We start from the raw sequence: 12,282 nt of genomic DNA, 5'->3' as shown, positions 1-12,282 counted from the left end.
TTCCCCGAGGTCAGCCTCGGGGAAGACGAACCAGCCGATGGACAAGATGACGACGATCCTGCAACCCGACCATGCTACGATCCCGGGCGTGAGCGAGCCCGCCAAATCCCGCGCCGTGCGCCGCGGCCATGGTCTGTCCGACCGGACCATCGCGTGGCTGTTCGTCGCGCCGACGATTGCGCTGCTGCTCGCGATCAACATCTTTCCGCTGGTCTGGATGATCCGGCTGTCCTTCACCAGCCTCAACCTCAGCATGTCCTATCTGCCGCTGCGGTTTGTCGGGCTCGACAATTTCAGCGACATACTCAACGACGAGGACGTCTGGTTCCGGCTCCAGACCACCGCGCAATTCGTGATCTGCTCGGTCGCCTTGCAGGTCGTGGTCGGCTTTGGGCTCGCGCTTCTGATCAACCGTCAGTTCCGCGGCCACAGCTTTTGGACCACGATCATCCTGCTGCCGATGATGCTGTCGCCGGCGGTTGTCGGTAATTTCTGGACGCTGCTGCTGCAGCCGCAGATCGGCCCGTTCAACTATCTGATCAGCTTGTTCACCGGTGTGCCGCCGAGCTCTTTCAGCATGACAGGGCAAGTCGCGCTCGCGCCATGGACCATCGTGCTCGTCGACACCTGGATGTGGGCGCCGTACGTGATGCTGATCTGTCTCGCCGGGCTGCGCTCGATCCCGGATTATATCTATGAGGCGGCCGAAGTCGATCGTGCCTCGGCCTGGCGGCAGTTCTGGTCGATCACGCTGCCGATGACGGTGCCGTTCCTGATGCTGGCGGTGCTGTTTCGCGCGATCGAGAACTTCAAGATGTTCGACATGGTCAACCTGCTGACCTCGGGAGGGCCGGGGTCGACCACCGAGCTCGTATCGATCACGCTGAAGCGTGCGGCATTCGAGAAGTGGCGCACCGGCTATTCGTCCGCGCTCGCCATCATCCTGTTCGTGACAGTGTTCGGGGCCGCCAACATCTACGTCAAAGCGCTCAACAAGGTGAAGCAACGATGACCGCTGCCGTAGCCAAATCGGTCCTGGCCAGATCCAGCGCACACTCGATCGTCGAGGCCTCGCCGCGCACCAAGGCATTCGCTGGTGCTCTCGTCATCCTCTATGCGTTGATCACGATCCTGCCGCTGGTCTGGATCGTCGCCACCGCCTTCAAGTCGCAAAGCGATGCCATCGCCTATCCGCCCAAGGTGATCTTCGAGCCGACGCTCGAAGGTTATGTCAACCTGTTCACGGTGCGCACCCGCCAGACACCTGATTTCATCGCCAAGTTGCCGCCCCCGGAGACCTGGTATGACAAGCTGGTCCGCAAGCATGACATGGTCATTGCCGGACCGTCCAAAGTCGTCCCGCGCTTCGTCAACTCGCTCATCATCGGGTTCGGTTCGACCTTCCTCGCCGTCTTCCTCGGTACGCTCGCGGCCTACGCCTTCTCGCGCTTCCGCATTCCGCTGGCGGACGATCTCCTGTTCTTCATTTTGTCGACGCGGATGATGCCGCCGGTCGCGGTCGCGATCCCGATCTATCTGATGTACCGGCAGCTCAACCTGACCGACACCAGGCTCGGAATGATCCTGCTCTATACCGCCGTGAACGTCTCGCTCGCGGTCTGGCTGCTCAAGGGGTTCATCGACGAGATCCCACGCGAGTACGAGGAGGCGGCCCTCGTCGACGGCTACACGCGACTGCAGGCGCTGCGCAAGGTGGTGCTGCCGCAGGCCGTCACCGGAATTGCGGCGACCGCGATCTTCTGCCTGATCTTCTCCTGGAATGAATACGCCTTCGCGGTTCTGCTGACCAGCGGCGAGGCGCAGACCATGCCGCCCTTCATCCCTTTCATCATCGGTGAGGGCGGGCAGGACTGGCCGGCGGTTGCCGCCGCGACCACGCTGTTCGTCGTCCCGATCGTCATGTTCACCGTGCTGCTCCGCAAGCATCTGTTGCGCGGCATCACCTTCGGAGCGGTGCGCAAATGAGCGGTTCAGCTGTTGTTAAGGAGGCCAAGGGAACCAAGGGGACATTGCACCGCTTCTTCAGCCGCGGGCGCTGGGAGGCCGTTGCGATGACCCTGATCGGGGGCGGCATCTTCATGCTGGTGCAGCCCTTCTCGATCGATCTCTACAGCTATTCATTCGTGACGATTCTGGCCGGCACGGTAGGCTTCGTCGTCGTCAGCCACTTTCCGGAATAGGGACATGGCTCAGATCCGCATCGAAAATCTTCGCAAGTCGTTCGATCAGTTCACCGCGGTGGAAGGGTCGACCTTCACCATCGACGACGGCACTTTCTTCGCGTTGCTCGGCCCTTCCGGCTGCGGCAAGACCACCACCTTACGCATGATTGCTGGCCTCGAGCTGCCGACCGAGGGCAAGATCCTGCTCGACGGGGAGGACGTCACGTTCCACCGCGCCGCCGCCCGCGATATTGCGTTCGTGTTCCAGCTGTTCGCGCTCTATCCGCATATGAATGTCGGGCAGAATATCGGCTTCCCGCTGAAGTGCCAGGGCATGGCGCGGCACGAGATTCGCGAGCGGGTGCAGGAGACCGCGCGGATGCTGCGGATCGAGCATCTGCTGTCGAGCAAGACATCAAAGCTCTCGGGCGGCGACCGCCAGCGTGTCGCGCTCGGGCGAGCCATGGTGCGGCGCCCGAAGGCCTTCCTGATGGACGAGCCGCTGGGCGCGCTCGACGCCGAGTTTCGTCATCTGATGTGCGGCGAGCTGCGCGATTTGCACGATCGCATCAAGGCGACCACGGTCTATGTCACCCACGACCAGCTCGAAGCGATGTCGATGGCCGACCAGATTGCGATCATGAACAAGGGGCGCGTGGAACAGATCGGCACGCCGCAGGAGGTCTACGACCGGCCCGCCAGCATGTTCGTGGCCGACTTCATCGGCTCGCCTCCGATGAACTTCCTGCGCTTCGAGGGCGGCCTGCGATCTGGTGACCGGGCGATCAATTTTCACGACACCAGGCTCGTGGTGCCCGAGATCCGCGAGGACCGCCCCAGCGCTGCGCTGGCCCTCGGGATTCGTCCAGAACATATTCGATTCACCGACGCCGGATCCGTTCGCGGCGAGGTGTTCGGCGCGGAATATCTCGGCACGACGCAGATCGTCACGATCGACACGGCCTATGGACGGGTCGCGGCGCGGCTGCCGTCGAGCGCCTCGGTGCAGATCGGAGAGACCGTCGGCCTCGAATTCAACTCCGGTCGGCTCTCATTGTTCGATGCCGGCAGCGGCCTTGCAATCAGGACCGCCGGCGAGGAGGGGGGGCGCCATGGTTGACGTCAGCTTACGCAACATCAGCAAGCGCTTCGGCGCGGTGGAGGCAGTGCGCGACCTCTCGCTGACCGTGAACGACGGTGAGTTCCTCGTCCTGCTCGGGCCGAGCGGTGCCGGCAAGACCACGACGCTGCGGCTGATCACCGGGCTCGAGAGCCCCGACGCCGGTTCGGTCATGATCGGCGGGCGCGATGTGACGCATGATCCGCCGGGTTCACGGGACATCGCATTCGTGTTCCAGCAATATTCGCTGTATCCGCATCTGTCGGTCTATGACAACCTCGCATTCCCGCTGCGCTCTCCGGCACGGCGCGTGCCGGAGCCGCTGATCCGGAAGCGTGTCGAGCAGACCGCGGAGCTCCTGCACATCGCCAGCAAGCTGAATAATCGTGCCACCCGCCTGTCGGGAGGTGAGATGCAGCGGGTCGCGATCGGCCGTGCGCTGGTGCGCGATCCCTCGATCTATCTGATGGACGAGCCGCTGTCGTCGCTGGATGCAAAGCTCCGCGCCGAGCTTCGCCTCGAGCTGAAGCGGATCCAGCTCGAGCTCGGCGCGACCATCCTTTATGTGACCCACGACCAGGTCGAAGCCATGACGATGGCGTCAAGGATCGGCGTGATCAAGGACGGCCGGCTGCTTCAGCTCGGCACGCCGAGGGAGGTCTACGAAAATCCATCCAGCAGCTACGTCGCGTCGCGGCTCGGGACGCCCCAGATCAATTTCCTGCCCGCACGGCTGCTGTCCGATGTGGCGATACCGCCGGAAACGGAGACGGTCGGCATCCGCACCGAGCACCTTCAGATCGCCGCGCGCAACGGCGGGCAGATGGTCGGTCGGGTGCATCGCGTCGAGCATCTCGGCGAGCAGAATCACGTTCACCTCGACTATAAGGGCGAAACGCTGGTGACGCTGGCGGATCCGCACCAACCGCTGCGGGCCGGCCAGGAGGTTGAATTGCAACTGGTGCGTCCGCTGTGTTTCGACCGGGCGGGGCAACGCATCGGCGCGATGGTCCAATAGGGGAGCGAGAGGTTCAGATAGATGTCTGTGCAACCGGAGACATTCAAGTCGCTGCTCAAGGCGGCCGCCGAGCAGGTCATCGCCAGCGCGCCGGAGCTCACGAGCCTGGACCAGGCGATCGGCGACGGCGACCACGGGACCAACATGAAGCGCGGCTTCGAAGCCGTGCTCGGCAAGCTCGATGCCATTTCGGCGCAGCCGCTCAACGAGGCATTCAAGGCGATTGGCAAGACCCTTGTCATGACGGTCGGCGGCGCCTCCGGCCCGCTTTATGGCAGTTTCTTTCTCGCCGCGGGCGAGGCGCTGTCGCAAGACAAACACCTGCCCGACGATCTCGCCGACGTGTTCGGTAGCGGAGTGGACGCGGTGAGCGCGCGCGGCCGCTCGCAGGCCGGCGAGAAGACGATGCTCGATGTGCTCGTTCCGGTGCTGGAGACACTGAAAGCGGGCGCCGGCCAGCCCGATCTGATCGAGCGGGTGCGCATCACCGCGGCTGAAGCGGTTGAGCGCACAGTGCCGATGCAAGCCACCAAGGGCCGGGCGTCGTTCCTCGGTGCGCGCAGCGTCGGTCATGTCGATCCGGGGGCACGATCGAGCTGCGTTCTGCTGCACGCTGTGTGCGCTGGCCTGGAGGCGCGGCAATGACCGATACCGTAGGGATCGTGATCGTCTCGCATTCCCGGGATATCGCCAAGGGAACCGCGGACATGGTGCGGCAGATGGTCGGCAGCGAGGTCAAGGTCGCCTTCTGCGGCGGCAATCCCGATGGTGGTCTCGGCACCAGCGTGCCGCTGATCATCGACGCCATCAACGATGCCTGGTCATCAAAAGGCGTTGCTGTGCTTGTCGACCTCGGCGGCGCCGAGACGAACAGCGAAATGGCGGTCGAAATGCTGGAGCCGGCGCGGCGTGATCTCGTTGTCGTCTGCAACGCCCCGATCGTCGAGGGCGCCGTCATGGCGGCGACCGAAGCTGCGGGCGGCAGCTCGCTGGCCCAGGTCAGGGCCGTGGCCGAGGAACTCTCTGCCGACTGAGCCGGCGGGGAAGCGATGATGGATGATGAGCATGCTTGATAAAGCGGACGAACAGATCTTCACCGGCAGTGTGCGGTTGGTGCATGCGGTTGGCATGCACGCGCGCCCCGCGGTCAAGCTGACCAAGCTCGCCAAGAAGTTCCAGGCTCAGATCTCGGTGCGGGTCGCGGGCGCGCCTGAATGGATCAATGCCAAGAGCGTGGCCAAGATCATGGCAATGCGCGCGGCACATGGCAGCACGATCGAGATCAAGGCCTCCGGTAGCGATGCCGAGGCTGCGGTCGCGACGCTGGTCGATCTGATCGCAAGCGATTTTCCGGATGGAGCACCATAGCATGCAGGGCGGCGCTGCAGGTCTGGCCTACCGCGGCAGGACCGCCTCGATCGGCTTTGCCCATGGCCCGTTTGTCCGTGTCGATGCGGGCGCGGCCGGCGAGCGCGTGGCCGGCACACTGGTCGAGGAGGCGCTGGCCTTGCGCAATGCGATCGACGTCGCGAGTGGCCAGATCGCGGATCTTGCCGCCAGCGCCGGCGGCGAAGCTGCGCAGATTCTCGAATTCCAGGTTGCGCTGCTGGAGGATGAGGATTTGATCGAGGCGATCTTCGCGTCGATCGGCGAGGGACGTCCGGCCGATGTCGCATGGCGTTCGACGCTCGACGCGCACATCGCCGACTACAATTCCGCACCGGACGACTATCTGAAAGCGCGTTCCTCCGATCTTGCGGATTTGCGCGACCGCGTGGTCCACATTCTGCGCGGCGACCAGGGGCAGCCGCTGAAGATCCCGAGCGGGGGCGTGGTCTGCGCCGACGATCTGCCGCCATCGCGATTCCTCGAGATTGACTGGTCCGGCGGCGGCGGCCTGGCGCTGTTGCGCGGCAGCCCGACCAGCCATGTCGCGATGCTGGCGCGCGCGCGCGGCATCCCGATGGTGGTGCAGCTCGGTTCAATTCCAGACATCGGCACCATGGCGTTGCTCGACGGCGAAGGCGCGATGCTGGAACTCGATCCCAATGCCGAACAGGTCCGTACTTTCGAGAAGCGGCGCGACAGCCATCTCAAGAGCAGGGCATCCGCGCGCGCAATCCTGCGGCGGCCGACAGCCTCCTGGCGCGGCGAGCGGATCAAGCTCTTCATCAATATCCAGCGCGTCGAGGATCTCGAGCATGCCGACGCGCAATATGCCGACGGCATCGGCCTGATGCGCACCGAGTTCCTGCTGACGGAGCGCGGTGGCCTGCCCGACGAAGAGACACAGTTTCAGGCTTACGATGCGGTGTTGCGTTGGGCAGACCGGCGACCGGTCACCATTCGCACGTTTGACGCGGGCGGCGACAAGCCGGTGCCGGGCTTCACGGTGGACGGCGAAGCCAATCCGTTCCTCGGGGTGCGCGGCCTGCGCCTGTGCCTCGCCCGGCCCGAGATCTTTGCGGTTCAGCTCCGCGCGCTGGCGCGGGCCGCGGTGCGCGGCAATCTCAAGGTCATGTTCCCGATGGTCACCTCGGCGGACGAGCTCGAGGCGGGACGGAAGCTGTTCGCCGATGCCGTGCAGCGCTTGCAGGCGGACGGCATTGCCGCAATGCTTCCCGATCTGGGAATCATGGTTGAAGTCCCGGCGGCGGCCCTTGCGGTATCTAGCTTCAAGGCCGCCTTCTTCTCGATCGGCTCGAACGATCTCGCGCAATATGTCCTGGCCTGCGATCGTTCCAACGGAGCTCTCGCCCCCTTGATGGACCCTCTGCATCCCGCAGTGCTCGAACTGATCGCGCGGACCGCGGAGCACGGCCGCCGCGCCGGCATCAGTGTCAGCCTCTGCGGCGACATGGCCGGTGATCAGCGCTGCCTGCCCGCCTTGCTGAATTGCGGACTGCGCGAATTGTCCGTGAACGCCTCGGCGCTGGCGCAGATCAAGCACACCATTGACCGGCTGAGCAGCGGAGGCAGCGTTGGCTGACACGGCGGCCGATGAAGCGCCCGAAGCGGGCGCGGTTGCGGTCTACAAGCGCATCTTCAAGGAAGTCCTTGAGAGCCGCCCGTCCGGCATGCGGCTTCGACTGGCCCATGCCATGGGCAAGAACCGCAGCTTCGTCAGCCAGATCAGCAATCCCGCATATCCGGTGCCGATCCCGGTGCAGCATCTCAACACGATCTTCGATGTCTGCCACTTCCCGCCACAGGCGAAGGCAGCCTTCCTTCGCGCCTATGCGCGCGCACATCCGCGCCGCGTCGGCCGGTTGAGCGAAGGCTCGCACGAGCGGACGCTGACGCTGCATCTGCCGGACCTCGGCAGCACCAAGCGCAACGCCGAGCTTGACACGCTGCTCCAGGAGTTCACGCGGCGACTGATTGACATCATGCGGGAAAAATAGGCGAGAAACGCCAAACGGACCAAGCGGGGAGGACACCATGAAGAAGTTCATCAATTCGGTCGACAACGTGCTCGGCGAAAGCCTCGACGGTTTCGCGGCCGCGCACGCCGATCTGGTTGTGCTGGGCGCCGAGCGCAAATTCGTCCGCCGCCGCGAGCTGAACTCGAAGAAAGTTGCGCTGGTCTCGGGCGGCGGCAGCGGGCACGAGCCGCTGCATGCGGGCTTCGTCGGTTACGGCATGCTGGATGCCGCCTGTCCCGGCCAGGTGTTCACTTCGCCGACGCCGGACCAGATCGTCGAGGCCGCACAGGCGGTCGCGGGCGATGCCGGCGTCCTGTTCATCGTCAAGAACTATGCCGGCGACCGCATGAACTTCGAGATGGCAGCCGAGATCGCCGAGGGTCGCATCGCCACCATCGTGACCGATGACGATGTCGCGGTCGAGAAGTCGACCTACAGCGCCGGGCGGCGCGGCGTCGCCGGCACCCTGATCGTCGAGAAGATCGTCGGCGCCGCGGCCGAGAAGGGCGCCGATCTTAAGACCTGCGTGGCGCTCGGCGAGCGCATCAACGCACAGACGCGCTCGATGGGCGTTGCGCTGACCAGCTGCACCGTCCCGGCTGCGGGCACGCCGACCTTTGCACTTGCCGAAGACGAGATGGAGATGGGAGTCGGCATTCACGGCGAGCCTGGCCGCCGCCGCGTCAAGCTCGCAGAGGCCGATGCGATCGCATCGGAGATGACGGCAGCGATCGCCGGCGATCTCGCGGCGCCCGCGGGCTCCGAGGCCCTGCTGCTCGTCAACGGCTTCGGCGGCACGCCGACGATCGAGCTCTATCTGATGTACAACGCGACGCGCCGGATGCTCGAGGAGCGGGGCCTGCGCATCGCCCGTTCGCTGGTTGGCAGCTATGTCACATCGCTGGACATGGCGGGTTGCTCGCTCACCGTAAGCCTGCTCGACAGCGAGACCACCGGGCTCTGGGATCATCCCGTGCGTACGGCCGCATTGAAATGGTGACTGCTGTGGTGGGCGGCCGCTGATTTTCAGATTGCGCCCCGATCGACGATGGGCCGGGGTCTCAGGCATGCACCGGAAGTCTGCCGGTTCACCCTCCCTGAAACTTGCCGTGTCCTTCGGGCGCGGCATCTTTTTTGCGTGGAGGAGACAAGGGCTTCGGCGATCGTGAGTGCCAAGCCATTGATTTATTGCTGGGCCCGGCAGGACTCGAACCTGCAACCATGAACGGGCATAGCGGTTCGGTTGTGAATTCGCTCCTGGATGCTTGCTCCACAATTCGCCTGATGCGGAGCATTTGGACTGTTCGGACAGCGTTAAGAGGCAGCAGAACCGAGTGAAGGATGAGGATTGGATACAAGCCGTCGAAGAACGCATATGCGATGAACGCGACATTGCTCAAGATGGCCGTGATCCTGAGCTGGAGCATCGTCTTCATGCAAAACGTGGCGAAGACGAGAAGAGATGCGAGATAGCCGGCGGCTTCAACCCAGGATTTCGAGCCGCAGAGCAAAACGTCTGAGCAGCGCATTTCCGCGTCCTTCTATGAACTTGACCCTGAAGAGCGCGACGAGCCCTGCACATGTGGCTCAACGGGCTTGGATACCGAAGCAAGCGCAAAATCAGATGCTGATCGGCTAGAAGAATCCGGCACTAAGATCCAGCCCATAAGTCATCGACAGCAGCCACACCAAGAGGGCGGCTCCACAGAACAACGCGGTCTCCTTGAGGACGTTTGCCTGCAATGACGATGCGGGGAATACCCGGACAAAAGCGTTAGCAATCGCAGCAGCTGCAGCGGCGCGCATGATGATCTCCAGGAGTTGGTTAATGACTGGGCGTCAGCGAGCATCGTGCTTCACGCACGAGCCCGCGATTCGGCTCTCGGCGACGGGGGCTTCTTCGATCTCCCAGAATGCCCAGACAAAGCAGGGCCAAAGGCAAACCGAAATCAGCATGAGCAAAGATGCCCGATCGTGAACGGTCTGGATCCACAATTTCCAATGCAAATGAAATCTCGGCTCCAGGCAAATGGTGCGCCAACAGCGCCTCGATCAGGGAATGTTGATCGCCGGCAGCGGGCCAGTGGGGCGGATCAACGCTTTAGCAGGTTGCTCCTGCGTGAAGGCCGCGAGTGCAATCAAAACGGCGCATAATAGGGCGATGAAAAAGCCGAGACGCCACCGCCGCTGCGTCCGGTCGTCGTCGGGCGTGTCAAGCCGGCGCGCGCCCGTTGCTGTGCGCATCGTTAATCTCCGAATATCGTGACGGTGAGAAGGCCAGTCTTCCCAACACCCGCACTGAATATCTCGCCAGTTGATGCGTCTGGGAACTACCTAGAAAGGTGGTCCGGTGTCTCCTATGCTCGAAGGTCGGTGATCTGCGCACTCGTTTCGGGGGGGGGGACATGTATCTATCCACGGATTCCACCAATCCGCAGAATCAAGATGTCTATGCACTCTGGGATCGGCTGGCCGAGTTTTCCGTCGGCGACGGCGACGCCGCACTGACACATCTGCTAGCCGCACTGCGTACCATGTTGTCGGCACGCAATGTGCTATGGGGTGTGGTCGTGCGATTGCCGTCGCCGAAGCGGGCCGATCCCTTGCTCGGTTGGCGTCCGCGCCTCGTCCGGGTGCTGGACCCGATACCGGCGGTGGCAGCATCCGTGCAGAAGCAGTTCGATACGCTCTGGTCCCGCGACGTCGACCTGTCTCAGATCCTTTCCATGTCGGGAGATGAGCCGTTCCGGGTCCGCCTGCTGTTCGAAGCGCTGCCGCCGGAATGGTTCGAGGGCGAGCACTATCGGCGGCACTATCTGGACGTCGGATTCGCCGACAGCATCTCCGTGCGCATTGCGCTCAACGACGACGTGAGGATTCGCCTGTTCGTATTTCGCGATGCGGAGGCCCCTCGCTTCTCGGCACAGGACGGCCAGCGTCTGGGCTTCGTGATGCGCGGGTTGAGATGGTTTCACCGTCAGCAACTGCTCAGCCACGGCCTGCTCATCGCCAATGCACCCCTGACACCTGCTGAACGCAGGGTGTTGCTCGCACTGCTCGACGGGCACACGGAAAAGCAGATCGCGCAGAGGCTTGACCAAAGTCCGAACACCACGCATTTCCACGTCAAGTCGATCTACGCCAAGTTCGGCGTGCGTAATCGCTCGGCGCTCACCGCGCTGTGGCTCGGCAAGCTGCGATAACGAACTTACAGTTGATTTGCTGGTGGGCCCGGCAGGACTCGAACCTGCAACCAGACCGTTATGAGCGGCCGGCTCTAACCATTGAGCTACAGGCCCCGCCGCCTTGCGGGCCGTGGGGCGCGGCCGGCAACGGTGCGGGCTCCGTTTACAGGCTGGCTGCGGTTTCGGCAATGCCGCCCCCGCGTCCCTGCCATCGCCGCCGGGCAGCCACGTCTCGCGGCTGGCATGCTGGAACAGCGGCCGGCAGCCATCCTGCCTGGCCCTCCGTCTTTCTGGCGACCGGCGCCCTAATCCACTGAGACGCCTGCAAACTCGACGACTTTGCGCCATTTCTCGGTCTCGTCGGCCACCAGCTTGCCGAATTCGGCCGGGGCCATCGGCTTCGGGATGCCGCCGACCTCGGCGAGGCGCGCCACGAGCTTGGGGTCCTTCAGCGCTTCGCCGACCGCCTTGTTGAGCGCATCGACGATCTCGGGCGGGGTGCCCTTCGGCGCCGAGATGCCGTAGAAGCCGACCGCCTCGAATCCCGGCACGGTCTCGGCGATCGCCGGCACGTCGGGCACGCTCGCCCAGCGTTTCGGCGAGGTGACGCCGAGCGCGCGGACGTTGCCGCCGCGGGCCTGCTCCAGCGCCGACGGCAGATTGTCGAAGATCAGCTGCACCTTGTTGGAGATGATGTCGGGGAAGGCGATCGCGGATCCCCGATACGGCACATGCAGCATGTCGCACTTGGTCATCGCCTTGAACAACTCGGCCGACATGTGCACCGAGGTGCCGTTGCCCGAAGAGGCATAGGAGATCTTGCCCGGATTGGCCTTGCAGTAGTCGATGAACTCCTGGACGGTCTTCACCGGCATCGCGTTCGAGACCACCAGCATGTTGGTGAGCTGCATGATGCTCGCGACCGGGGTGGTATCGCGCAGGAAGTCGAACGGCAGCTTCTTGTAGAGCGAGGTCGAGATCGCATTGTTGGGCGCGACGAACAACAGCGTATAGCCGTCAGCCGGCGAGTTGATAGCGGCCGCGGCGGCGATGTTGCCGCCCGATCCGGTGCGATTCTCGACGATGAATTGCTGGCCGAAATGATCCGACAGCCACTGGCTCATGATGCGGGCGACGATGTCGACCGGACCGCCGGCGGCAAACCCGATCACCCAGCGCACCGGGCGGTTCGGATAGTCGGATGCGGATGAGGGGGCAATCGAGGCGAGGCAGCAAATCAAACCAAGCAAGGCGACACGCGCGAACTGGATCATCGTCTCTCCCGTCATTTTCTTGTGACTGTTGCCGGCATGGTTTCACAAAACGCTGGCTTTGCCTACGACGTCGCCCG

16 protein-coding genes and 1 tRNA gene are annotated in these 12,282 nt (G+C 63.7%); 13 read left to right on the top strand and 4 right to left on the bottom strand.

Annotated elements, in window-relative coordinates; translation table 11 throughout:
* Positions 1-37 precede the first annotated feature (37 nt).
* The 12 genes from ACVMDN_RS26895 (at position 38) to ACVMDN_RS26840 (ending at position 9,266) form a co-directional block, all read left to right on the top strand.
* The gene (locus tag ACVMDN_RS26895; protein ID WP_141339626.1) at positions 38-1,012 is read left to right on the top strand and encodes a carbohydrate ABC transporter permease; all 975 of its coding nucleotides are present in this window, start codon (positions 38-40) and stop codon (positions 1,010-1,012) included.
* The gene (locus tag ACVMDN_RS26890; RefSeq protein WP_016843403.1) at positions 1,009-1,986 is read left to right on the top strand and encodes a carbohydrate ABC transporter permease; all 978 of its coding nucleotides are present in this window, start codon (positions 1,009-1,011) and stop codon (positions 1,984-1,986) included. Before ACVMDN_RS26895 ends, ACVMDN_RS26890 begins: the two co-directional genes overlap by 4 nt.
* Positions 1,983-2,201, top strand: a complete 219-nt coding sequence (locus ACVMDN_RS26885) for a hypothetical protein (RefSeq protein ID WP_057021016.1) — start codon at positions 1,983-1,985, stop codon at positions 2,199-2,201. The genes ACVMDN_RS26890 and ACVMDN_RS26885 overlap by 4 nt, the downstream gene beginning before the upstream one ends.
* 4 nt (positions 2,202-2,205) lie before the next feature.
* On the top strand, positions 2,206-3,303 hold the full coding sequence (locus tag ACVMDN_RS26880; protein WP_057021015.1) for an ABC transporter ATP-binding protein: 1,098 nt from the start codon (positions 2,206-2,208) through the stop codon (positions 3,301-3,303).
* Positions 3,296-4,321 carry an ABC transporter ATP-binding protein gene (locus ACVMDN_RS26875; protein ID WP_076823867.1) on the top strand — a complete coding sequence of 342 codons (1,026 nt, stop codon included), beginning with the start codon at positions 3,296-3,298 and terminating at the stop codon, positions 4,319-4,321. Before ACVMDN_RS26880 ends, ACVMDN_RS26875 begins: the two co-directional genes overlap by 8 nt.
* A gap of 21 nt (positions 4,322-4,342) precedes the next feature.
* Entirely contained in the window at positions 4,343-4,966 is a 624-nt protein-coding gene (gene dhaL, locus ACVMDN_RS26870) for a dihydroxyacetone kinase subunit DhaL (protein WP_057021013.1), read from the top strand.
* Complete coding sequence (gene dhaM / locus ACVMDN_RS26865; protein WP_028163196.1) at positions 4,963-5,355, top strand: dihydroxyacetone kinase phosphoryl donor subunit DhaM; 393 nt, start codon at positions 4,963-4,965, stop codon at positions 5,353-5,355. Before dhaL ends, dhaM begins: the two co-directional genes overlap by 4 nt.
* 31 nt (positions 5,356-5,386) lie before the next feature.
* Positions 5,387-5,689: an HPr family phosphocarrier protein gene (locus ACVMDN_RS26860; RefSeq protein WP_233475452.1), complete on the top strand. Its 303-nt coding sequence runs from the start codon at positions 5,387-5,389 to the stop codon at positions 5,687-5,689.
* Position 5,690: 1 nt separating this feature from the next.
* Entirely contained in the window at positions 5,691-7,310 is a 1,620-nt protein-coding gene (ptsP, locus tag ACVMDN_RS26855) for a phosphoenolpyruvate--protein phosphotransferase (protein WP_076823870.1), read from the top strand.
* Entirely contained in the window at positions 7,303-7,725 is a 423-nt protein-coding gene (locus ACVMDN_RS26850; protein ID WP_057021010.1) for a hypothetical protein, read from the top strand. The genes ptsP and ACVMDN_RS26850 overlap by 8 nt, the downstream gene beginning before the upstream one ends.
* Positions 7,726-7,762: 37 nt before the next feature.
* Positions 7,763-8,746, top strand: a complete 984-nt coding sequence (gene dhaK, locus ACVMDN_RS26845) for a dihydroxyacetone kinase subunit DhaK (protein WP_076823874.1) — start codon at positions 7,763-7,765, stop codon at positions 8,744-8,746.
* A 334-nt stretch (positions 8,747-9,080) separates the two neighbouring features.
* Complete coding sequence (locus ACVMDN_RS26840; protein ID WP_158074156.1) at positions 9,081-9,266, top strand: hypothetical protein; 186 nt, start codon at positions 9,081-9,083, stop codon at positions 9,264-9,266.
* Between the two features lie 115 nt (positions 9,267-9,381).
* On the opposite strand, the gene ACVMDN_RS26835 is transcribed toward ACVMDN_RS26840, so the two are convergent.
* Together ACVMDN_RS26835 and ACVMDN_RS26830 are read right to left on the bottom strand one after the other, a co-directional pair.
* Positions 9,382-9,552: a hypothetical protein gene (locus ACVMDN_RS26835; RefSeq protein ID WP_244558641.1), complete on the bottom strand. Its 171-nt coding sequence runs from the start codon at positions 9,550-9,552 to the stop codon at positions 9,382-9,384.
* Between the two features lie 246 nt (positions 9,553-9,798).
* Entirely contained in the window at positions 9,799-9,990 is a 192-nt protein-coding gene (locus tag ACVMDN_RS26830) for a hypothetical protein (protein WP_076823877.1), read from the bottom strand.
* Positions 9,991-10,151: 161 nt separating this feature from the next.
* On the opposite strand from ACVMDN_RS26830, the gene ACVMDN_RS26825 reads away from it, so the two are divergent.
* Positions 10,152-10,949: a helix-turn-helix transcriptional regulator gene (locus tag ACVMDN_RS26825; protein WP_057021007.1), complete on the top strand. Its 798-nt coding sequence runs from the start codon at positions 10,152-10,154 to the stop codon at positions 10,947-10,949.
* Between the two features lie 20 nt (positions 10,950-10,969).
* Here ACVMDN_RS26825 and ACVMDN_RS26820 read toward each other — a convergent pair.
* Together ACVMDN_RS26820 and ACVMDN_RS26815 are read right to left on the bottom strand one after the other, a co-directional pair.
* Positions 10,970-11,045, bottom strand: a tRNA-Ile gene (locus ACVMDN_RS26820).
* A gap of 191 nt (positions 11,046-11,236) precedes the next feature.
* Positions 11,237-12,205, bottom strand: a complete 969-nt coding sequence (locus ACVMDN_RS26815) for a Bug family tripartite tricarboxylate transporter substrate binding protein (RefSeq protein WP_057015085.1) — start codon at positions 12,203-12,205, stop codon at positions 11,237-11,239.
* Positions 12,206-12,282: the final 77 nt, after the last annotated feature.

It is taken from the genome of Bradyrhizobium sp. USDA 4510 (genome assembly GCF_054059095.1).
This window is presented reverse-complemented; position numbering and strand designations above follow the sequence as displayed.

Coding starts and splice junctions, on each gene's coding strand:
- ACVMDN_RS26895 (WP_141339626.1), top strand. CDS start 38: ATGGACAAGATGACGACGATCCTGCAACCCGACCATGCTACGATCCCG.
- ACVMDN_RS26890 (WP_016843403.1), top strand. CDS start 1,009: ATGACCGCTGCCGTAGCCAAATCGGTCCTGGCCAGATCCAGCGCACAC.
- ACVMDN_RS26885 (WP_057021016.1), top strand. CDS start 1,983: ATGAGCGGTTCAGCTGTTGTTAAGGAGGCCAAGGGAACCAAGGGGACA.
- ACVMDN_RS26880 (WP_057021015.1), top strand. CDS start 2,206: ATGGCTCAGATCCGCATCGAAAATCTTCGCAAGTCGTTCGATCAGTTC.
- ACVMDN_RS26875 (WP_076823867.1), top strand. CDS start 3,296: ATGGTTGACGTCAGCTTACGCAACATCAGCAAGCGCTTCGGCGCGGTG.
- dhaL (WP_057021013.1), top strand. CDS start 4,343: ATGTCTGTGCAACCGGAGACATTCAAGTCGCTGCTCAAGGCGGCCGCC.
- dhaM (WP_028163196.1), top strand. CDS start 4,963: ATGACCGATACCGTAGGGATCGTGATCGTCTCGCATTCCCGGGATATC.
- ACVMDN_RS26860 (WP_233475452.1), top strand. CDS start 5,387: ATGCTTGATAAAGCGGACGAACAGATCTTCACCGGCAGTGTGCGGTTG.
- ptsP (WP_076823870.1), top strand. CDS start 5,691: ATGCAGGGCGGCGCTGCAGGTCTGGCCTACCGCGGCAGGACCGCCTCG.
- dhaK (WP_076823874.1), top strand. CDS start 7,763: ATGAAGAAGTTCATCAATTCGGTCGACAACGTGCTCGGCGAAAGCCTC.
- ACVMDN_RS26835 (WP_244558641.1), bottom strand. CDS start 9,552: ATGCGCGCCGCTGCAGCTGCTGCGATTGCTAACGCTTTTGTCCGGGTA.
- ACVMDN_RS26830 (WP_076823877.1), bottom strand. CDS start 9,990: ATGCGCACAGCAACGGGCGCGCGCCGGCTTGACACGCCCGACGACGAC.
- ACVMDN_RS26825 (WP_057021007.1), top strand. CDS start 10,152: ATGTATCTATCCACGGATTCCACCAATCCGCAGAATCAAGATGTCTAT.
- ACVMDN_RS26815 (WP_057015085.1), bottom strand. CDS start 12,205: ATGATCCAGTTCGCGCGTGTCGCCTTGCTTGGTTTGATTTGCTGCCTC.